The organism is Paenibacillus herberti (genome assembly GCF_002233675.1).
Lineage (GTDB): Bacteria > Bacillota > Bacilli > Paenibacillales > Paenibacillaceae > Paenibacillus_O > Paenibacillus_O herberti.
In genome coordinates this window covers 1,850,536-1,871,582 of the sequence record NZ_NMUQ01000001.1, presented here as the reverse complement: position 1 = coordinate 1,871,582, position 21,047 = coordinate 1,850,536, and the positions used below count along the sequence as shown (strand labels likewise).

22 protein-coding genes and 1 riboswitch are annotated in these 21,047 nt (G+C 53.7%); of the genes, 21 read left to right on the top strand and 1 reads right to left on the bottom strand.

What is annotated here, in order from left to right:
• The first annotated feature begins 800 nt into the window (after window positions 1-800).
• The 18 genes from CGZ75_RS08645 to scpB all read left to right on the top strand — a co-directional run bounded on the left by CGZ75_RS08645 (window position 801) and on the right by scpB (window position 17,204).
• A complete protein-coding gene (locus CGZ75_RS08645) occupies window positions 801-1,778 on the top strand; it encodes a tyrosine recombinase (protein ID WP_089523796.1) in 978 nt (325 codons plus the stop codon).
• A gap of 17 nt (window positions 1,779-1,795) precedes the next feature.
• Window positions 1,796-2,623 carry a purine-nucleoside phosphorylase gene (locus tag CGZ75_RS08640; RefSeq protein WP_089523795.1) on the top strand — a complete coding sequence of 276 codons (828 nt, stop codon included), beginning with the start codon at window positions 1,796-1,798 and terminating at the stop codon, window positions 2,621-2,623.
• 112 nt (window positions 2,624-2,735) lie between these two features.
• Window positions 2,736-2,909: a Spo0E family sporulation regulatory protein-aspartic acid phosphatase gene (locus CGZ75_RS08635; protein WP_089523794.1), complete on the top strand. Its 174-nt coding sequence runs from the start codon at window positions 2,736-2,738 to the stop codon at window positions 2,907-2,909.
• Between the two features lie 291 nt (window positions 2,910-3,200).
• Window positions 3,201-4,469, top strand: a complete 1,269-nt coding sequence (locus tag CGZ75_RS08630) for a D-alanyl-D-alanine carboxypeptidase family protein (RefSeq protein ID WP_425436457.1) — start codon at window positions 3,201-3,203, stop codon at window positions 4,467-4,469.
• A gap of 115 nt (window positions 4,470-4,584) precedes the next feature.
• Window positions 4,585-4,938 carry an anti-sigma F factor antagonist gene (spoIIAA, locus tag CGZ75_RS08625; RefSeq protein WP_089523793.1) on the top strand — a complete coding sequence of 118 codons (354 nt, stop codon included), beginning with the start codon at window positions 4,585-4,587 and terminating at the stop codon, window positions 4,936-4,938.
• Window positions 4,935-5,396 (top strand): anti-sigma F factor, encoded by a 462-nt coding sequence (gene spoIIAB, locus CGZ75_RS08620; protein WP_089523792.1) that lies wholly within the window; start codon window positions 4,935-4,937, stop codon window positions 5,394-5,396. Before spoIIAA ends, spoIIAB begins: the two co-directional genes overlap by 4 nt.
• Before the next feature lie 18 nt (window positions 5,397-5,414).
• Window positions 5,415-6,170 (top strand): RNA polymerase sporulation sigma factor SigF, encoded by a 756-nt coding sequence (sigF, locus tag CGZ75_RS08615; protein WP_089523791.1) that lies wholly within the window; start codon window positions 5,415-5,417, stop codon window positions 6,168-6,170.
• A gap of 114 nt (window positions 6,171-6,284) precedes the next feature.
• Complete coding sequence (locus tag CGZ75_RS08610) at window positions 6,285-6,941, top strand: stage V sporulation protein AA (RefSeq protein WP_089524620.1); 657 nt, start codon at window positions 6,285-6,287, stop codon at window positions 6,939-6,941.
• Window positions 6,934-7,362, top strand: a complete 429-nt coding sequence (locus tag CGZ75_RS08605; protein WP_089523790.1) for a stage V sporulation protein AB — start codon at window positions 6,934-6,936, stop codon at window positions 7,360-7,362. The genes CGZ75_RS08610 and CGZ75_RS08605 overlap by 8 nt, the downstream gene beginning before the upstream one ends.
• Window positions 7,363-7,420: 58 nt before the next feature.
• Complete coding sequence (locus CGZ75_RS08600; RefSeq protein WP_342745657.1) at window positions 7,421-9,577, top strand: spore germination protein; 2,157 nt, start codon at window positions 7,421-7,423, stop codon at window positions 9,575-9,577.
• A gap of 148 nt (window positions 9,578-9,725) precedes the next feature.
• The gene (gene lysA, locus CGZ75_RS08595; protein ID WP_089523789.1) at window positions 9,726-11,057 is read left to right on the top strand and encodes a diaminopimelate decarboxylase; all 1,332 of its coding nucleotides are present in this window, start codon (window positions 9,726-9,728) and stop codon (window positions 11,055-11,057) included.
• 117 nt (window positions 11,058-11,174) lie between these two features.
• Complete coding sequence (locus CGZ75_RS08590) at window positions 11,175-11,606, top strand: peptidylprolyl isomerase (RefSeq protein WP_089523788.1); 432 nt, start codon at window positions 11,175-11,177, stop codon at window positions 11,604-11,606.
• Between the two features lie 139 nt (window positions 11,607-11,745).
• A riboswitch (FMN riboswitch) is annotated at window positions 11,746-11,934 on the top strand.
• Window positions 11,935-12,218: 284 nt separating this feature from the next.
• Window positions 12,219-13,352: a bifunctional diaminohydroxyphosphoribosylaminopyrimidine deaminase/5-amino-6-(5-phosphoribosylamino)uracil reductase RibD gene (ribD, locus tag CGZ75_RS08585; protein WP_089523787.1), complete on the top strand. Its 1,134-nt coding sequence runs from the start codon at window positions 12,219-12,221 to the stop codon at window positions 13,350-13,352.
• A complete protein-coding gene (ribE, locus tag CGZ75_RS08580) occupies window positions 13,333-14,031 on the top strand; it encodes a riboflavin synthase (protein WP_089523786.1) in 699 nt (232 codons plus the stop codon). Before ribD ends, ribE begins: the two co-directional genes overlap by 20 nt.
• A gap of 46 nt (window positions 14,032-14,077) precedes the next feature.
• Window positions 14,078-15,310: a bifunctional 3,4-dihydroxy-2-butanone-4-phosphate synthase/GTP cyclohydrolase II gene (locus CGZ75_RS08575; protein WP_089523785.1), complete on the top strand. Its 1,233-nt coding sequence runs from the start codon at window positions 14,078-14,080 to the stop codon at window positions 15,308-15,310.
• Between the two features lie 37 nt (window positions 15,311-15,347).
• Entirely contained in the window at window positions 15,348-15,818 is a 471-nt protein-coding gene (gene ribH, locus CGZ75_RS08570; protein ID WP_089523784.1) for a 6,7-dimethyl-8-ribityllumazine synthase, read from the top strand.
• Window positions 15,819-15,853: 35 nt separating this feature from the next.
• The gene (locus CGZ75_RS08565) at window positions 15,854-16,636 is read left to right on the top strand and encodes a segregation and condensation protein A (protein ID WP_089523783.1); all 783 of its coding nucleotides are present in this window, start codon (window positions 15,854-15,856) and stop codon (window positions 16,634-16,636) included.
• Entirely contained in the window at window positions 16,608-17,204 is a 597-nt protein-coding gene (gene scpB / locus CGZ75_RS08560) for an SMC-Scp complex subunit ScpB (RefSeq protein WP_425436479.1), read from the top strand. Before CGZ75_RS08565 ends, scpB begins: the two co-directional genes overlap by 29 nt.
• A 196-nt stretch (window positions 17,205-17,400) precedes the next feature.
• On the opposite strand, the gene CGZ75_RS08555 is transcribed toward scpB, so the two are convergent.
• A complete protein-coding gene (locus tag CGZ75_RS08555) occupies window positions 17,401-18,285 on the bottom strand; it encodes a LysR family transcriptional regulator (RefSeq protein WP_089523781.1) in 885 nt (294 codons plus the stop codon).
• A 131-nt stretch (window positions 18,286-18,416) separates the two neighbouring features.
• Here CGZ75_RS08555 and CGZ75_RS08550 point away from each other — a divergent pair, with 131 nt between their 5' ends.
• From CGZ75_RS08550 to ytfJ, 3 genes are all read left to right on the top strand, one after another.
• Window positions 18,417-19,658 carry an MFS transporter gene (locus CGZ75_RS08550; protein WP_089523780.1) on the top strand — a complete coding sequence of 414 codons (1,242 nt, stop codon included), beginning with the start codon at window positions 18,417-18,419 and terminating at the stop codon, window positions 19,656-19,658.
• A gap of 94 nt (window positions 19,659-19,752) precedes the next feature.
• Entirely contained in the window at window positions 19,753-20,442 is a 690-nt protein-coding gene (locus tag CGZ75_RS08545; RefSeq protein ID WP_176444733.1) for a DUF2953 domain-containing protein, read from the top strand.
• Window positions 20,415-20,873 carry a GerW family sporulation protein gene (gene ytfJ / locus CGZ75_RS08540; RefSeq protein ID WP_089523778.1) on the top strand — a complete coding sequence of 153 codons (459 nt, stop codon included), beginning with the start codon at window positions 20,415-20,417 and terminating at the stop codon, window positions 20,871-20,873. The genes CGZ75_RS08545 and ytfJ overlap by 28 nt, the downstream gene beginning before the upstream one ends.
• Window positions 20,874-21,047: the final 174 nt, after the last annotated feature.

Here is a 21,047-nt window from a genome sequence, read left to right as displayed (position 1 = left end):
CCGTCCGAGCCACGAATCCGCTATTCAAGTAACTTCGACTACTTGGTTAGTCCGTCCGAGCCACGAATCCGCTATTCAAGTAACTTCGACTACTTGGTTAGTCCGTCCGAGCCACGAATCCGCTATTCAAGTAACTTCGACTACTTGGTTAGTCCGTCCGAGCCACGAATCCGCTATTCAAGTAACTTCGACTACTTGGTTCGCTCGTCCAAGCCACGAATCCGCTTCTCAAGTAACTTCGACTACTTGGTTAGTCCGTCCGAGCCACGAATCCGCTTCTCAAGTAACTTCGACTACTTGGTTAGTCCGTCCGAGCCACGAATCCGCTATTCAAGTAACTTCGACTACTTGGTTAGTCCGTCCGAGCCACGAATCCGCTATTCAAGTAACTTCGACTACTTGGTTCGCTCGTCCAAGCCACAAATCCGCTATTCAAGTAACTTCGACTACTTGGTTCGTCATCCTGAGTCACATTTCCGCTTCTCAAGTAACTTCGACTACTTGGTTACTCCGTCCGATCCACATTCCTGCCTCTCAAGTTTAGCCGTCTGCATGAGGAAACCGTCTGAGCGAGAAAATCGTATTTGGGTAGAGTGACTGGGAGCCGGAGAGCGGATGGAGATTGGGTGGAAAAGGCTGGGAGGGATTGTTTTGAACATCGACCCGCCGCCTACTAAACATCCCACCACTTTTTCGCCGCCTGCTCTTCTTGCCTTGCCCATAGTTTTAAACCCGCTTCATCGGGCAGTTTGCCGAACGGCGCTAGAGCGACTATACTTTGGAGCGAGGGGGGAAGGAACATGGAGCTGACGCAATGCCTCTATGCCTGGCTGGACGAGCTTCAGAACGGGCGCCGGGTGTCGGCGGCGACTTATGATGCCTATAAGCGTGATCTTGAGCATGCGATTGCATGGCTCGAGAGTCAGGGACTGTCCAGCATTGGCAGCATAGGCCGCCACCATCTGGTTCGCTACCTGCAGGTTTGCCGCGAGGAGGGCAGCAGGAGCTCGACGGTTAGCCGCCGTCTGGCATCTATTCGCTCCTTTTACCGGTTCCTGACCCGGGTCGGATACACGGATCGCGACCCCTCCATGCATGTGGAGCTGCCCCGCCATGAGCTGGCTCGACCCGTACCGCTTACGCTGGACCAGGTCGAACAGTTGATGGCCGCGCCATCGACAGACTCTCCGGCAGGGCTGCGTGATAAAGCGATGTTGGAGCTGTTATACGGCTCCGGAATTCGCGTTTCGGAGCTTCTCTCCATGAAGGCCGGCGATCCCCAGCCGAGCCTTGGTTATGTGAAGGTATGCTCCCCGCGCAATAAGGAAAGAGTAGTGCCGCTTGGACAAATTGCTGCCGGCTGGATGTCCCTCTATCTACGCGAGGGTAGGCCGGGGCTGCTGGAACAGCGCGTCGGAATGGGCTCACTTGCCCGAAAGGGAGTAGCGGAGCCCGAGGGGCTGTTTCTCAATGTGTCCGGCGAGCCACTTTCCCGGCAGGGATTCTGGAAAATCATCAAAAAACATGCCCGCATCTCTGGCATAGAAGACGGAGGAGCGATTACGCCGCATACGCTGCGGACGTCCTTTGCCGCCCATATGCTGGAACGTGGCGCGGATCTGCGGGCCGTGCAGGAAATGATGGGCCATGAAGGCATCGTTTCTACTGAACGTTATGCAAGTATGGATCGCCCAAGAGTCAAGGATGTGTACGAGCAGGCGCATCCACGCGCTGGAGCTCGCGCCGCCATGATCCAGAAAGAAGACGAAAGACAATGACGAGAGGAAGAAAACACATGAGCACACAAGAAACAGCTAAACAAATTCAGGAGGCCGTCCAGTTCATTCGTTCCCAAAGCCCAATTACGCCGCAAGTCGGCCTAATCATGGGTTCTGGACTCGGCATTCTGGCTGATTATATTGAGGACGCTGTCACGATCTCTTACAGCGATATTCCGCATTTCCCAGTGTCCACTGTAGAAGGACATGCCGGTGAACTTCTAGTTGGGATGCTGTCCGGAGTCCCGGTCATCCTGATGAAAGGACGTTTCCATATGTACGAAGGATATGGAGCTGAATTGACAGCGTTCCCAGTCCGTGTCATGAAGGCGCTCGGAGCAGATCGCCTCGTCGTCACGAATGCGGCAGGCGGCATCAACACGACTTATTCTGCAGGCGATCTGATGTTGATCACGGACCATATCAATTTTACGGGCCGTAATCCGCTAATGGGACCAAATGACAACGCAGTTGGCGTTCGTTTCCCTGATATGTCCGAAGGTTACAGCCGCCGACTTGGCAATGTGGCCAGAGAGATTGCGAAGGAGCAAGGTTTTGACCTGCGCGAAGGCGTTTATCTTGCTGTTCTCGGCCCCTCCTATGAAACGCCGGCCGAGATCCGCATGATGCGTACGCTTGGTGCTGATGCTGTAGGCATGTCTACGGTCACGGAAGTGATTGCAGCTAACCACTGCGGCATGGAAGTTGTTGGAATTTCTTGCATTACGAACATGGCTTCTGGCATTTTGAATCAGCCGCTGTCGCATGAAGAAGTCATTGAAACGACAGAACGTGTCAAATCTCGCTTCCTGGGCCTTGTCCAAACGCTCGTTGCACGTCTGTAGCCCCAGAAAAAGACTCAAAATGATGCTTTAGGCTCGACGCTTTCTGACAGTATTTTTTTCCTCTCCGTTATATGATGGCCGTGATAAATCATGGAATTTGGAGAGGAATGTAATGACAGAGAATGTTCAGCTGCATCAGCAAATCGAGAGGCTTCGGGGTCAGATGGTAGAAACGGCCGCGATCCAAAACACGCTGTTGCATGGAGAAGTCCTGCAGCTCAGTCAATCCCTTGACTTGCTTATTGTGCGAGTACAGGAGGAGCGGTTGACCAGGCAGCGCAAATAACCATAGTCTTGAGTAATGGATCAGGACTTCCAACAGAGCGGGCAAGCCTGCCTGCAGCCCCGGCGTATTCAGCGTCGGACGGCTGCGGCGGCTAGGCCCGCTATTTATGCTTTTCTAATATAGCCTTTGGGACGAATTGTCTATTCGGAAGTCTCGCAAGGTTGGAATAACCTCCTTCTAGTTGGGCGATACTGGAAACAAGTAGAATGCCGCCCTGCCAGCAGTCAGCAGTTAGTAGGTAGTAGTCAGCATGCAGTCGCGGCAGCTGATCCATTTATTAGGAGGGAACTTTTGTTGAAAAAAATTTCGGCTATGCTTGTCGCTGCTCTGGCTCTCACCCAGCTAGCGGCAGCCGCTCCCGCCTATGCGGGTTCCACTCTTCCGCAGGATAAGCCTGCGTATGCTACCCTGAGCCCGGATGCTGCTTCGTTCATGCCGGATACGCTTGAAGCTGATGTTAATGCAGGTGCTCCGGCTGCCGCAGGGAGCGATCTGGCTCCTTCCGCCCGTTCTGCAGTCGTGATGGATGCGGACAGCGGAACGATTATTTATGAGAAAAATAGTCACGCCAAGCTACCTCCAGCCAGCATCACCAAAGTCATGACGATGTTGCTTATTATGGAGGCTCTCCAGGATGGAAAAATCAAGCTGACGGATAAAGTATCCACCAGCGAGTATGCCGCTTCGATGGGCGGTTCGCAGATTTTCCTGGAGCCAGGTGAGGAAATGTCCGTTGATGAGATGTTAAAAGGCATCGCCATGGCTTCGGGCAATGACGCTTCTGTCGCAATGGCCGAGAAGATCGGCGGAACCGAGGCGGAATTTGTCCGGATGATGAATGAAAAGGCGTCTCAGCTAGGCCTTAAGGACACGCAGTTTGCCAATCCGAACGGGTTGCCTGCAGCCAATCATTACACTTCCGCTCATGATATCGCGATCATGTCCCGAGAGCTCCTCAAATACAGCATGATTACGAAATATACCGGGCAGTACCAGGACTATTTGCGGAAGGGCAGCGAAAAGCCGTTCTGGCTCGTCAACACGAACAAGCTGGTACGCTTCTATACAGGAGCAGATGGGCTTAAGACCGGTTATACAAGCGAGGCGAAATACTGTTTAACCGCCACGGCCAAACGGGATGGCATGCGTGTCGTCGCGGTTGTCATGGGCGAGCCGAACACTAAAACGCGCAACGCCGAAGTGTCGAGTCTGCTGGATTACTCCTTTGCGCAGTATGCCAACTACCCGATTCTCAAAAAGGGCGAAAGCATGGGCACGCTCTCCATCGAGAAGGGTGTACAGAGCAAGCTGCCGCTGACGGCACAGCACAACTATAGCATTCTGATGAAAAAGGGCGCCGCAGCCAAGGATATTCGCTACGAGACTAAATGGAATGGTCCGATCAAGGCGCCGGTCAAAATTGGCGATCCCGTCGGCAAGCTGATCGTGTATCAGGGCGACAAGGTGATCAAGGAATTCCCGCTTGATATGCCGGTTTCGGTGGAGAAGGCTGGATGGTGGAAGCTGTTCAAGCGCAGCTCCGGAAGCCTTTTCTCGTAAAACACGATAATTGTCAGAGCCTGACGGTCTGCTTCTAGTTTTGTCGACTAGCAGGAATGAGGCGTCGCCAAAGAGAAATCCTCCTTCATTCAACGGGAGGAGTGTGCAACGCCATATGAGTCTTCACGTGGATCTGGAGCATCAGCGCCATATCTTGATCGTCCGCCTGCAAGGCGAGCTTGACCATCATACTGCCGATTCAGTGCGCATTCGTATGGAAGAGGCCATTTTGCGGGGCGGCAGCACCCATGTCATCCTCAGTCTGAAAGATCTGGTCTTCATGGACAGCTCCGGCCTGGGCGTCATTCTCGGCCGCTACAAGCTGCTCAAGAGCCGCGGCGGCAAAATGGTCATCTGCGATGCCAGTCCTGGTGTGTACAGGCTGTTCGAGCTGTCGGGACTGTTCAAGATCATGCCGATTCACGACACAGAGAGCGATGCGCTCTCGAGCCTGGAGGTGGCACTATGAACGAGCGTCAGCAGGCTGAAGCGAATGTCATGAAGCTGAGCTTCAGCGCCCGATCCGAAAATGAAGCGTTCGCCCGCGTCAGCGTGTGCGCGTTCATTTCACAGCTTGACCCGACAATGGATGAGCTGAACGATCTCAAAACCGTCATCTCCGAGGCGGTAACGAACTCCATCATCCACGGTTATGACAGTGATGGAAACAAGCAGATTTACATTCAGGCGTCAATCAGCGGAGATTCCGTGACGATCGTCATCTCTGATGAAGGCCATGGCATCGAGGACCTTGAGCTCGCCCGTCAGCCGCTTTACACCTCCAAGCCGGAGCTGGAGCGGTCGGGCATGGGCTTTACGATTATGGAAAATTTCATGGACAGCTTTGAGGTGACCAGCGAGCCCGGACGAGGTACGCAAATTGCCATGACCAAGCGAATTGAATCCAAAAAAGCGCTGTACAATTAGGCGCATAGGGGCTGAATCATGGATGCCGATCTGAAAAAGAATGCGGGTCCGTTCTTGGATGATGCTGAGGTAAAGCGTCTCATCGCGCTAAGCCAGTCCGGGGATACGCTCGCCAGGGATACGCTGGCCCGCTGTAATATTCGTTTGGTTTGGTCTGTCGTGCAGCGTTTCATGAATCGCGGTTATGAGCCGGATGATTTGTTCCAGATCGGCTGCATCGGGCTGCTGAAGTCCGTAGACAAGTTCGATTTGAGCTATGAGGTCAAGTTTTCTACCTATGCGGTTCCGATGATTATCGGCGAGATTCAGCGTTTTCTTCGCGATGACGGCACGCTTAAAGTGAGCCGCTCTCTTAAGGAGACAGCGAACAAGGTACGCAAGGCGAAGGACGAGCTGTCCAAGAGGCTCGGACGGCTGCCTACGGTCGGGGAAGTGGCGGAATTCCTCGGCATTACGGCAGAGGATGTCGTTTTTGCACAGGAAGCGAACAAACCACCAGCCTCTATCCATGAGACCGTGTTCGAGAATGATGGCGACCCCATCACGCTGATGGACCAGATCGCGGACGAGTCCAGCGATAAATGGTTCGATAAGCTGGCGCTTAATGAAGCGATCGGCGGACTCAGCGAACGGGAACGGCTCATTGTCTACTTGCGCTATTACCGGGATCAGACGCAGTCCGAGGTAGCGGGACGGCTTGGTATTTCCCAGGTGCAGGTGTCGCGGCTCGAAAAGAAAATTTTGCAATCCATCAAAGACCAGATCGCCCTTTAACGGGTGATCTGGTTTTTTTTGGTTGTGCAAAATGATGCCAGTGAAAGAGTAGCCGTTGCTTGACTGTTCCATACTAACCAGGAGACGGAAATGTTGCCGGAAGGAGGCGGTGCCATGCCGCATAAAAGTCGCCATTCCCAAGCGTGTACCGTTTACCTGAGGATGAAAAAGCGGATTTCCTGTCCTCCTGGCGGGACAGTCAGGCTGGGGGCAGTTGCCAGGCTGCTTGCTGATGAGCCGCTGGCACAGAAGCTCAAGCAAATTCCGCTCTATACCCATCGTCCAGAGGACGGCAATCGGGTCGTCATCGATGTGTTGCAAATTGTGAAGGCGCTGCGCGAAACCGCTCCGGACGCCGCAGTGGAAACCTATGGCGATCCACAGGTGCTCATTATGGTGGAAGCCTCCTCTACTCACAAGCCGAGAGTGGCCGTGCTGGTAGCAGCGTGGTTGCTGCTGTTTTTCGGCGCGGGGCTTGCGATCATGAACTTTCACACCGACGTGAGCATGAAAGAGGTTCATCAACGGCTGGCGTTTCTGCTGACCGGCAAGGAATCGCTGCATCCGCTCTGGTTCCAGATCCCCTATTCGGTCGGTGTTGGACTCGGCATGGTGTTGTTTTTTAACCATCTGTTCCGTAAAAGGCTGAACGAGGAGCCTAACCCGCTGGAGCTGGAAATGTACAACTATCAGGAAAATATCAATGCCTATGTCATTGCGGACGAGATGCGAAAAAAAGCAAACCGCGTGGAGGGCCGGGACGATGAGTGATCCCTTTGCCGGTCTCTTTATGGCGGTGCTGGGCTTGGCTGGAGGCATCGCGGTAGGCAGCGGTATGGTGGCGCTGCTGATCGTGTTTGATCTGATCCCCCGGCTGGCACAGTTGTCTAGAGCGTTCAACTTTTCCGCTGTTTTTGAATCAGCGGTCGTGGGCGGCTCGATGTTCTGGACTTGGGCTGATTTTTTTGAGTGGAAGGTGAGTTTGCCGGCTGCTCTCGTTCTGCCTTTGCCAGGTCTGTTTTGCGGTATTTTCATCGGCATGCTCGCCGCGGCGCTGACCGAGGTCATGAACGTGCTGCCCATTCTCGCCAAACGTCTCCGGCTGACCGCTTATTTGGGCGCACTGGTGCTGGCGATGGTCATGGGGAAAATAGCTGGTTCATTGTTCGATTGGCTGATCTATCAGTGGTAAGGCTTCTGGAGCCGGCCTCGGAGGCGCTCCAAGACAAAGCAAGGAGTGGTGATGCTGCATGACCAAATGGCAGCGTGTTAAGCGGATTGGTGATGAGTCGGAAGAGAAGCTGGAACATGATCATGATCATAATCATGATCATGTTCTTGCCGATCGCGCTGACGGCGATGATGATGAATGGTCAGGTCTGCTTGAGGAAATCGATCGGCAAGATCAAGCGGAAAGGGAGCAGCCGGTTGCAAAAGCCGAATTAAGCAACTCCCGGGATTCAGACGGCTCGAGAGAGCAGGAAGATTGGATGGAGGCACTGCTGCTGGAAGCTTCTGCCGACCCGGGGGAGAGAGCCTCTGGTAATGATGATAACGGCTTGGATGATCACGAGGCGAAGTACGCTGACCTGTTTCCGGAAGAGGAGCAAGGTCGGGAGAAAGATTCTGATCGTTCGCATGACGCTGCCGGGTCCGGCAGGAAGTACGACGCGGCTCAGGAAGGGCACGGTAGGAGCGGCGCCAAATTTGAGGACAAAGAGCGCTTCGGCCGAGATGATGAAGAAGAGGGCGCGAGCCGGGTTCGCGGCCAAGGAGATGAAGAAAAAGGCGGGAGCCGAGTCCGCGCTAAGGGCAAAGCTGAGCAAGAGGCCGGTTCAGTCCACGATCAAGGCAAAGGAGAGCAAGGCGCAGACAAGAGCTATGTCGCTATGGAGAAGGGCAGGAAAGGCGGCCACTCCGCTCCGGGAACAAACGGAGAGCAAGTGGAGCCGATTCCGGATAAAATCGAAGTTTTCGTCGAGCGGCTGAAGGACGAGGTCGGTTACAAGACTAGCTTTGATGTTATCGTTCGGCAGATGACGTTCGGCGGTAAAAAAACGGCCTTTTTCATGCTCAACGGCTTGTCGAACGGCCTTATCATGACCGAGATTCTACAGCGTCTCTCTTTCCTGGAATCCGACAACATTTCCACTCATGCAGTAGAGTCTTTCATGAAGCTGTACGTGCCTGCGGTGCAAGTGGAGCAGGAGGACGACTGGACTATGATGATGACGTCGGTCCTGAGCGGCTCTACGGGAATGTATATTGATGGGGAACCGACGATGTTAATCGTTGACGCCAAGTCGTTCCCAATTCGCAGTCCCGAGGAGCCGGCTTTGGAGCGGGTCGTACGGGGCTCGCGTGACGGGTTCGTAGAAACGCTGCTTATGAATGTGTCTCTGGTACGGCGGAGGCTCCGCGATCCGATGCTGCGTTACGAGATTTTGCGCGTTGGTGAGCGGACCCGCAGCGACGTGTGTATCGCTTACATTGACGACATTGTGGACAAGAAGTTGCTTGAAGCGATTCGGGACAAAATTTCAGCTGTCGAAATTGACGGTCTGCCGCTTGCCGACAAACAGCTGGAAGAGGCGACCGTCAAGCGCGGTTGGAATCCATATCCGCTCGTGCGCTACTCGGAGCGGCCGGATGTCGTAGCTGCGCATTTGCTGGATGGCAATGTGGCAGTGTTTGTGGATACTTCTCCCAGTGTTATGATTTTGCCAACGAGCTTTTTTGACCTGGTACAGCATGCCGAGGAGAATCGTCAGACGCCGTTCATCGGTACGTACTTACGTTGGGTGCGCTTCCTGGGCATTATGGGCTCGCTGCTACTCGTCCCGTTGTGGCTGCTGTTCGCGCTCAAACCGGAGATGCTCCCTGCCGCGCTATCCTTCATCGGGCCGGCCAAAACGAGCAGGCTGCCGATAGCGATCCAGTTCCTGCTGGCCGAGGTGGGCATTGATCTGATGCGGATGGCCGCTATCCATACACCGACGCCGCTTGCGCTAGCCATATCGCTCGTGTCAGCAATTCTGGTCGGCGACATCGCCGTGCAGACCGGGTTATTCATCAACGAGGTTATCCTATACATGGCTGTAGCAGCGGTCGGCATGTTCGCGACTCCGAGTTATGAGCTCAGCTTGGCTAACCGTGTTGTGAGGCTGCTGCTGATCTGCCTGGTCGCAGTTTTCCACGTTCCTGGACTTGTCGTCGGCTGGACAGCGGTGTTCCTCATTCTTGTCATGCAGCGCTCGTTCAATCGGCCCTACATGTGGCCTTTCATTCCGTTCGATGCACGCGGCATGCTCAAAATTTTGCTGCGGCTACCGGTCATGCAGAACAAGAAACGTCCGAATCTGTTGCGCCCGCAGCAGAGTGACAAGATGCCGGAGAGCGGCAGTTAAGGTGCTGGAATAGCCTGCGGATGCAAGAAATGCAAATGAAACGACATAAAATCCATTACTCCTTTCAGCGGGGTTCGTTTATACTTGTGTCACAATAGGACAAACGAACCCCGCTTCATCTGCATCTGGGGAGAAAGAGGTATGGACCATGTATCTTCACGGAACATCCAAAATAAACGAACAAGGCCGCCTGGAAATTGGCGGTTGTGATACGAAGGATCTGGCCGAGCAGTTCGGCACGCCGCTTTATATCGTGGATGAGGCGCTTGTGCGCCAGCGTGCTCGCGAATATGTAGAGGCATTCAAGGCTTCCGGGTTCCGCTTCCAGGTCGCTTACGCGAGCAAAGCGTTCAGCACGGTTGCGATGTGCGCAATTGCCGAGCAAGAAGGGCTGTCGCTTGACGTCGTCAGCGACGGCGAGCTTCATACGGCCCTGCAGGCTGGCTTCCCAGCTGAGCGCATCCATTTCCACGGCAACAACAAAACTCCGTTTGAAATCGAGATGGCGCTTGACGCCGGCATCGGCTGCTTCGTGGCCGATAACTTCTCGGAGCTGGAGCTGCTCAACGCAATTGCTGCCTCCAAGGGCCGCAAAGCGAATATTCTGCTGCGCATCACGCCAGGCGTAGAGGCGCACACTCATGACTACATTTCTACTGGCCAGCAAGACTCCAAGTTCGGCTTCGACCTTGCCGGCGGTGCGGCTTACAAGGCTGTAGAGCAATCCCTCAAGCTGGATAATCTCGTCCTGCTTGGTGTTCATTCCCATATCGGCTCCCAAATCTTCGAGGTTGAAGGTTTCCGTATGGCTGCGGCCAAGGTAGCGGAGTTTGCCGTCGAAGTTCGCGACAAGCTGGGACAGGTGTTCCGCGTCATCAACCTTGGCGGTGGCTTTGGCATTCGTTATACTAGCGAGGACAGCCCGCTTCCGGTGAATGTATACATTAGCGCTATTACCGAGGCGATCCGCTCTAACTTCACTGAAGCCAGCTACCCGCTGCCTGAGATCTGGGTCGAGCCAGGCCGCAGTATCATCGGCGATGCCGGTACTACGCTGTATACGGTCGGAACGAGCAAGGACATTCCTGGTGTGCGTAAGTATGTCGCTGTTGATGGCGGCATGACGGACAACCCTCGTCCTGCGCTGTACGAGTCCAAGTACGATGCGCTGCTGGCCAACCGGGCAACGGAGCCTGCTGTTGAGAAGGTATCCATTGCTGGCAAATGCTGCGAAAGCGGCGACATGCTCATCTGGGACCTGGAGCTGCCAGAAGCAAAAACCGGTGATTTGCTGGCCGTGTTCTGCACTGGCGCTTACAATTATGCGATGGCTTCTAACTACAATCGCATTCGCCGTCCGGCGGTCGTGCTGGTGAAGGATGGTGGCGCGGATATTGCCGTACAGCGTGAGTCGCTAGAAGATATTTCGCGTAACGATGTGTTGCCGCAGCGTCTGCGCAAGGCAGAGGTACAATCTTAATCCAGGTGGCAGCGGTAAGCCTCCCGGGTGGGAGGCTTGCTTTGCTTTGCGGGCTCTTCCTGTTGTATGATAAACTTCGTACATAGCTTTTTATTTTTGAAATAGGAGTGATACCAAATGGCAAAACAAGCAAAGATTACGCTCGAAAACGGCGGTGAAGTCATTCTGGATCTGTTCGACCAGGATGCTCCAAATACGGTAGCCAACTTTGAAAAGCTGGTAAACGATGGCTTCTACAACGGCCTGTCGTTCCACCGTATCATCCCAGGCTTTGTTGCTCAGGGCGGTTGCCCAAGCGGCACTGGCACTGGCGGCCCTGGCTACAACATCAACTGCGAAATCAATCCAAACAAGCATGAGCGCGGCTCCCTGGCGATGGCCCATGCTGGACGCAATACCGGTGGCAGCCAGTTCTACATTTGCTACCAACCGCAGCCACATCTTGACGGACAACATACGGTGTTCGGCAAAGTAACTAAGGGCATGGAATATGTCGATGCCTTTAAAGGCCGCGAAAAAATGGCTAAAGTAGAAATTTCCGAAGCTTAATTTTAAATGGTTAGGATTGGCAGCGCCGGTCCTACCTAGAAAGGCTCTCCTCACTGAGAGCCTTTTTTCATTCCGATCTGATTGCTTGCTTTTTCTCAAGGCGGCGAGTATGATGGGCAATAGCAAGATTAGCAAATTCGCGATCCTTCGGGGTAGGGTGAAATTCCCAACCGGCGGTGATCCGGCTTTTCTGACAGCGAGAGCTCCGGCTCAGCTACAGAGATCCGGTCAGTCCGTGACCCGTACGCAAGAGGTTATACCTCCTGCGGCCGGTGGACCTGGTGTAACTCCGGGACCGACAGTACAGTCTGGATGGGAGAAGGAATCGCTGTTGATAACCTTGCAAAGGACTGCCTTTTTGATTTGCTGCAGGTTTTTTTTACTGAACCCTGTGGTTTTCTCTAGGCAGAAGTCTGTTGTGATATGCCATGAGCTCCAAGCTTGTTTGATGTCCCCGGGACATTGTGCAGCGACGCGGAGCTTGATCCGATGCCTATGGCCGCGGTTTATTTGGTCTACTCACTTAAGAGCTCCTTTGCAGTGGCTTCACAGCGTTTTTGAATTCCACCCACCCCCGAAGGTCGCATCCGCGCATTCGGGGGTGTTTTTTGTGTGATTGAACTTATTGATGATCGTTATTACATGGAGCTCGCGCTGCAGATGGCAGCCAAAACCTCGGGCCAGACCTCCATTAATCCCGTAGTTGGCTGTGTAGTGGTCAAGGACGGACGTATCGTTGGCATAGGTGCGCATCTGAAGCGGGGAGAGGGTCATGCGGAGGTGCATGCACTTCAAATGGCTGGCGAGGAAGCAAGGGGCGCTACGGTTTATGTGACGCTGGAGCCTTGCAGCCATTTTGGACGCACCCCGCCCTGCAGCGATCGGATTATCGAGACAGGCGCGGCCAGAGTGGTCGTGGCGGCGCAGGACTCCAATCCACTCGTCGCTGGCAGCGGGGTTGCTAAGCTGCGGGCGGCCGGGATCGAAGTGGTCACGGGCGTGCTGGAGGAGCAATCGAACCGGCTCAATGAAGCTTTTGTCAAATTCATCTCGACCCGGTTGCCTTATGTCACTTTGAAAACAGCCTCAACGCTTGACGGGCGAATCGCTTCGAAAACGGGGGACAGCCGCTGGATAACCGGGCCGCAAGCGCGGGAAGCGGTGCATGCGCTGCGTCATCGGCATATGGGCATTATGGTTGGCATCGGCACGGTGCTGGCGGATGATCCTTCGCTTACGACGCGGCTGCCCGTACAGGGGCTGCACCCGCTGCGTATCGTCGTAGACTCCTCACTTCGCCTGCCGCTAGGCTCTAAGCTCGTTCAGAATCGCGAAGCCCCAACGCTTGTGCTGACAGCTGCAGCTGCCGATACCGGTCGCGAGGCGGCGCTGCGCGAGGCCGGTGTAGACGTGCTGCGCTGCGGCAGCGGCAGCCGAGTGGACTTGGCCCAGGCGATGCGCTTGTTAGGCGAGCGAGAGATAGGCTCCATTTTGCTGGAAGGCGGGGGGCAACTGAACGGATCGATGCTGGAAGCAGGTTTAGTGGACCGGATTCGACTGTTCATGGCTCCCAAAATCATCGGCGGAGCCGAGGCGCCATCCTCGTTCCAATTTGACGGCTTTAGCCGTATGGCGGAAGCGATTGAGCTGGAGGATATGGAGCTGGAGCACTATGGCCGGGATATTTGTATCAGCGGTAAGCCAGTACGGAAGGAGGGGAGCCCACATGTTCACAGGTCTCATTGAGGAAAAGGGAGCGCTGCGCAGCGTATCACGCAGGGGCGAGGCGATGGTGCTGAGCATCTCTGCCTCCAAAGTGCTGGAAGGCGTCGCGCTCGGTGACAGCATTGCTGTGAACGGCGTTTGCCTGACGGTGACCGCTTTTGATAGCCGCAGCTTTGGAGTCGATATTATGCCCGAAACGTACCGAAACACCAATTTGAGCGAGCTGCCGCCTGGCAGCCCGCTCAACCTGGAGCGGGCGATGCGGGCGGATGGCCGTTTCGGCGGGCATATTGTGCAGGGGCATGTTGATGGAATAGCGGTCATTACGGATCGCGGGGCCAATGCTAACGCCGTTGTGTTCACGATGCGCCTCAAAAATGCCGACAATCAGCGCTACATTATCCCAAAAGGCTCGATCACCGTTGACGGAATCAGCCTCACTGTAGTTGATGCGGATGGAGACAGCTTCTCTGTGTCGATCATTCCGCATACGCTGGCGGAAACCGTGCTTCAACACAAGCAGCCCGGGTCGACCGTTAACATCGAGTGTGATGTGCTCGGCAAATATGTGGACCATCTGCTGCGCTATGGCAGGGGAGCTTCGGGGCAAGCTGGCGCGGCGGGGCGGACCGCTCACGGAAGCGGGCAAACCTCAGGCGGGTTGTCGGCTGCATTTCTTGCCGACAACGGTTTCGCTTAAAGCCCAGCAGAATCAGCGTTTTGTAAGACAAAGGAGGACAACAACGATGACCCGCTTTGACCATCAGGAGGGCTTCACGCCTTTCAACAGCATTGAAGAGGCATTGCAGGATCTGATCGGGGGCAAACCAGTCATTGTCGTCGACGACGAGGACCGCGAGAATGAAGGGGATTTAATAGCGCTTGCCGATACGATCACTCCTGCTGTCATCAACTTTATGATAACCGAGGCCAGAGGGCTCGTATGTGTGCCGATTACAGCCCAGCGCGCTCGTGAGCTGGAGCTGCCGCCGATGGTGACGCGCAATACGGATTATCACGGCACGGCGTTCACGGTATCGGTTGACCATATAAGCACAACAACAGGCATTTCCGCTCATGAGCGTTCCGAAACGGTCAAGGCGCTCGTGGATGGCTCTGCCAAAGCCGACGATTTCCGTCGTCCTGGACATATTTTCCCGCTGATCGCCAAGGATGGCGGGGTGCTGCGGCGCGCCGGGCATACGGAGGCGGCGATTGATCTAGCTCGTTTATGCCATGCGCGGCCTGGCGCAGTCATTTGCGAGATTATTAAAGAGGATGGCTCGATGGCTCGGCTGCCGGATTTGGCTGACTTCAAGCAAAAGCATAATCTTAAGCTGATTACGATCCAGCATCTAATCGAATTCCGTAACCAACGTGAACAGCTCGTCGAGCGAGCAGTGGAAGTTAACTTGCCAACCGACTTTGGCGTTTTCCGCGCAGTCGCCTACACGAACGATGTGGATGGCAAGGAACATGTCGCTTTAGTCAAAGGCGAGATCAAGCCCGATGAGCCGACGCTTGTACGTGTCCATTCGGAATGTCTCACAGGCGATGTGTTTCATTCCCGGCGCTGCGACTGCGGGCCACAGCTGGCTGCGGCGCTGGAGCAGATCGAGCAGGCAGGAAGTGGTATTCTGCTTTATATGAGGCAGGAAGGGCGCGGCATCGGCCTCATCAACAAGCTCAAGGCGTACCAGCTGCAGGAGCAGGGGCTGGATACAGTGGAGGCGAATCTGAAGTTAGGCTTCGCTGCCGATCTCCGCGAGTATGGCATTGGGGCGCAGATTTTGCGTGATCTAGGCGTACGTGAGATGCGGCTTATGACCAACAATCCCCGCAAAATCCGGGGGCTTGAAGGCTACGGTTTGAGTGTTGTCGAACGGGTACCAATCCAGATGGAACGCAATGAGAGCAATACGAACTACCTGAATACGAAAAAATCCAAGTTAGGTCATCTATTAGAGTTTGAAATTTAAGCCGAATAAATTAGAATAGAGGGGTGTGTTTAATAGCATGACGAAATATTATGAAGGACATTTGGTATCGCAAGGACTGAAGTATGGGGTAGTCGTAGGCCGTTTCAATGAATTCATTACGGGCAAGTTGCTCAGCGGAGCTCTAGATGCGTTCAAGCGACATGGCGCTGGCGATGATGAGGTCGAGGTTGCTTGGGTTCCGGGAGCGTTCGAAATTCCGCTGATCGCCCAGAAGATGGCCGAAAGCGGCAAGTACGATGCCGTCATTACGCTTGGAGCGGTGATTCGGGGATCAACTCCGCATTTTGACTACGTGTGCAGTGAAGTTGCCAAAGGGGTTGCGGCGATCAATCTCAAAACGGGCGTGCCTACGATTTTCGGGGTGCTGACAACAGATTCGATCGAGCAAGCCGTTGAGCGTGCGGGTACAAAAGCGGGTAACAAAGGTTGGGAAGCCGCTACAGCTGCAATAGAGATGGCGAATTTGACACGCGTTATCCAGGGCTGATGATCTAGCCGGCTGCAAGGAAAGGGTGAAGCGGCATGACCGTTCTATACAAGCTGGAAGCATTCGAGGGGCCGCTGGATTTGCTGCTTCACTTGCTGGACAGAGAAGAAATCGACATCTATGATATTCCGATCAGCCGGATTACGGATCAGTACATGGATTATCTGCATGCGATGCAAGAGTTCGAGCTGGATATTACGAGCGAATTTCTCGTTATGGCGGCCACTCTGCTCGCGATCAAGAGCGGCCAGCTGCTCCCGCGGCCTCCTGTTGTGGAGGAGTATGAGGAGTACTGGGACGAAGATGAAATGCTGGACCCGCGTGACGAGCTGGTGCAAAAGCTGGTGGAATATCGTCGCTTCAAGCAGATTGCGGAGCATCTGCGAGATCGGGAGATGGCTCGAAGCCTCGTGTACAGCAAGGAACCCGAGGATATGACGACGTTCATGAAAGAGGATGATTCCCATCCGCTTGAAGGACTCGATCTCGGCGACATAATGGCTGCTTTCCGCCGTGCCTTGAGCAAGGCTGCGAAGCGTACATCGGTTGCCCGAATTCATCGGGACGAGATTTCGGTCAAGGACCGTATTCGCGATATTTCGGATATTTTGCGGGAGCATGAGACGGTTCGTTTCTCTCGGCTAGTAAGCACATCAATGGAGCGGCATGAGATCGTCGTAACCTTTCTGGCCATCCTGGAGCTGATGAAAATGAAGCAGGTCCGCGTATTCCAGAACAGTCTTTTCGATGACATCGTCATCCACTGGAGAGGGGAAGCATCGGATCGTGATGGTTCAGCAACTGAAATCGATTATTGAAGGCCTGTTATTCATGGCGGGCGACGAAGGACTTACGGTCAAGCAGCTCGCAGAGATCATAGAGATCGATTCGCGGCTAGCAGGAGATATGGTGCGTGAGCTCAAGGCGGATATGGAGCAAGGGGGACGGGGCATTCGCATCGCGGAAGTAGCCGGGGCATTCCGGTTCACTACGCATGCGGAGCATGCCTCTTATTTTGAGCGGATGGCTTATTCGCCTTCCCGTTCTTCGCTGTCCCAAGCGGCGCTTGAGACGCTTGCCATTATCGCTTACCGGCAGCCGATCACACGGGTAGAGATTGAGGAGATCCGCGGCGTGAAGAGCGAGAAGGCGATTCAGACGCTCGTTGCCAAGGATCTCATTGAGGAAAAAGGCAGAGCCGAACAGATCGGCCGTCCGATCCTGTACGGAACGACACGGTCGTTCCTGGATCATTTTGAGCTAGGATCGCTCGAGGCGTTGCCTGAGCCAGCGGCGGTGACGCCGGAGGCGGAGCTTGAAGAGCAGACACAAATGCTTTTTGGCAGGCTGGACAGCCGCGAGTCGAGAGGAAATAGCACAAAATGAAGTTGCATTAACAAGACGGGAGGAAACTGAGCCAAGCTCAGCTTCCTCCCGTTTTCGTTTATATGCCATTTCTTCTGTAAATTATAGGAAAAGCAAAGCTAACTGGCTTCGAGGCTTGTTTTCGCTAATCCTCGAAGCAGGAAACAGGCCTAAATACTAAGGGGCAGCCCCTAAATCACTTTTTCAGAGGGTGTCATTATGGTTGCAGCTCCCGCCTCGCCATATCAAGGAAGGCATGAATGGCAGGAGAGATCCATTTCTTTTTGTGCCAGACCATTTGGATGGCGACGTTAAGCTCGGCCAATTCCAGAGGCAGCGCAATGAGCCGGCCTTGCTCCAGTTCGGAAGCAACGGCGATTTCCGGCAAAAAGGCGATTCCCATGCCGAGCATAGCGCATTGTTTAATGGCTTCAGCACTGCTGAACTCCAGATTGGTGACGTTATCCGCGCCTTCCCGAATAATGAAGCGATCGAACATCGTCCGATAGGTGCAGCCTCTTTCGTGAACGAGAAAAAACTCGTCGCTTAAATCGCCGGATTGGATGGAACTTTGACCGGCCAGTCGGTGGGTGGGCGCTGCCAGCATGCGGAACCGTTCCTCTCGCAGCGGCTCGACATGCAGGCCGGTTGATGAAATGGGCTCGTCAAAAATAAAGATCACATCCGTTACCCCGTCATAAAGGGACTGTTTAAGTCCTTCATGGGATGTTGGCCGAAAAATGAGCCGAACATCAGGGTACATTTCGCGAAATCGCAGCAGAACGCCGGGAAGCAGGTAGGTGCACATAATTTCGTTTGCGCTGATCGTAATCGTCCCGGCGATTTTTTCGGTGTTCAGATCATTTTTTGCTTCCTCCACATCGTTTAATATCTTTTCCACATGAACAGAAAACCGCTTGCCTGCTTCCGTTAGAGCAATTTGTTTGTTCAAGCGGTCTACGAGTTTAACTCCAAGTTCCTCCTCCAGAGATTGAATCTGCATCGAAACATTCGAGGGAACGTAATTCAACGCTGCGGCGGCCCGGCTGAAGTTAAGCGTCAGCGCGACCATCCGAAACGTAACCAGCTGGCGTAATTCCATTTTGGCACCCTACTTATCAAAATTATTGAACGTAGTCTTCATTTATATTCACTTTTATTGATCATGCTATCGTATTATTCTATAAACAACAAGCCTCACGTGAGCTTAATGAATCAACTGGAGGAAAGATCATGAACATAAATCAGCCCTCATCTTCCGCTCCGCAAGAGCGCTGGGGCAATTGGTTCGCTTTATTTGCCTTGGCCATAACATTTTTTGGAGTAGGCGTTACGGAATTTATCAGCATCGGCATTTTACCTGGCGTTGCGCGCGACTTTGGCGTATCGATCTCAACTGCAGGACTCATCGTTTCCATGTATGCTCTAGGGGTGGCAGTAGGCGGACCTATTCTTACTTCGCTGACAGCTAAGTTAAACCGGAAAAAAGTTTTGCTGGCGATGATCGTGCTCTTTATTATCGGGCATTTCATTACGGCGATTGCTCCCGTGTTCAGTCTTGTGCTTGCCGGACGTGTGTTATCGGCTTTTTCCCATGGCGTATTTTTTGCTCTTGGCTCTACAGTCGCCGCCAATCTGGTGCCGCATAACCGCCGGGGCAGCGCGATCGCTTTTGTGTTTGGAGGATTTACGATCGCGACCGCAATCGGCGCTCCGCTTGGAACGTATCTGAGCGAGATTTACGGGTGGAGATTGTCCTTTTACGGAATTACAGTGATCGGCGTTATTGCGCTTATTATGAGTTCCATCGCCGTCCCGAACATCGAGCGGAGCACAGGCGAAGCACCGTCGTTAAAGGAGCAAATGAAGTTAATCAAAACCGGTAAATTTCTGCTCGTTCTTGCCATCACAATTATCGGGTATGGCGGTACGTTTGTTACCTTTACGTATCTTTCCCCGATATTGCGGGATCTGACCGGATTTGGCGGCACAGCGATCAGTTTCATTCTCTTTCTCTACGGAGTAGCGATTGCGGTCGGGAATCATTTTGGCGGTCGTCTAGGCAATAACAGACCCGTACATGCTCTGTTTTATATTTTTATCATTCAGGCCGTTATATTGCTGCTGTTCACCTTTACTGCGCCTTCCAAAACAATGGGACTGATTAATGTGATCGGTATGGGGCTGCTTGCTTTCATGAGCGTTCCGGTTCTACAGGCTTATGTGCTGACGCTGGCGGAGCGTTACGCTCCGAGCGCCATTGACTTTGCTTCCTCGCTCAACATCGCTTCCTTTAATGGTGGTATTGCGCTTGGCGCTTATGTTGGAGGAGTTGTTGCCGACGGAATCGGGCTTCAGCACACGCCGTGGGTGGCAGCCATCATGGTTGGCATGGGAGTGCTGGTTACGTTAGGCAGTATGAGGCTGGAGAATAAGTACAGCCGGGAACAAAATGGGATTGGAATCAAATCTTAAAAGTTGGAGATTTTTTGATTTGCTGGGACATACTACTTCTACTTGCACGCATGTTCATGCTGTTTGGACCATGCCGCTTAAGGAGGTGAGCTTCATGCCGGAGCATTGGCTAGGTTGGCTCGTCGTTGTGTTGCTGCCGATTATTGCAGCAGCGGCGTTGACAGCCGTTCCAATCCGGGCGCATGCCGAAGGACAACGCAAACACGGCGACGACAACATCGTGCTTAACATCCGTGCGCTGTTCGGGCTCGTCAAGTACAAATGGGAAGTACCGATGATGAAGCTAGGAGGCTCAGGATTAAAGGTCGAAGAGTTATCCGAGCTGGATAGCGGCTCCCTGCTGCATACGGGTGCTCGCAAGGATGAGGAGATTGGCTTCAACAAAATCAATCTATTTCTTCAGCATGGCTGGAATCTGCTCAAGCAAACCGATCATTTAACTGCCCTCGTCCGCAAAACGATGGGAAAAGTGAAAATTACCCGTTGGGAATGGAAAACTACCGTTGGAACGGGAGATGCGATGTGGACTGCCATGGCTACCGGTATGGTCTGGTCTTTCAAAACCTCAGCTCTTGGCGTGTTGTCCCAGCTCGTTCGGTTGCAGGGGGAGCCAGCCATGGAAGTGCAACCGGAATACCGAGTTGCTTGCTTGGAAACAAGGTTCAATTGCATAGCGGAAATTAGCTTGGGAAATGCTATCCTTGCCGGACTGCAACTGCTTGTCCGGATGATGAGAACGGAAGGAGGCGTCAGACTGTGGCAGAACATCCTATTCAGGGCCTAATGCAGACGGCTATGGAGAATATCAAGGAAATGGTCGACGTGAATACGATCGTCGGCGATCCGGTACAAACGCCGGACGGTAGCGTGATCATGCCGATTAGCAAGGTCGGCTTCGGATTCGTAGCCGGAGGCAGTGACATCCGTATGGATGGCTCCGCACATAGCAATTCAACCCATGCCGATGCTCATAACGCGCAAGTAGCGTCGCCTTTTGGCGGAGGTAGCGGTGGTGGCGTATCGATTACGCCAATCGCGTTTCTCGTCGTAGGCACGCACGGAGTGCGGGTTGTGCCGCTCGACAATGGGACCCATCTCGTTGAGCGAGTCATTGATTCGGTGCCCGGTGCTTTTGAGAAAATCCAGGGCATGTTCCGGAATTCCGGAACGGACCGTGTGGAAAGCACTCTTATCAACACCGATCCCATCATCTAAGACGCATTTCACTCCATCACTGAACTGTCCCTCTTTCGGGGCAGTTTTTTGTTTATCGATCTGGATTCCAGGAATGATTCCAGGAATGATTCTACGATTATGTTCACAGACCGTCAGGGCTTGTTCATATTTAGCGGACAAGGTACATACAATTTGACGAGTAGACGGGAGCCC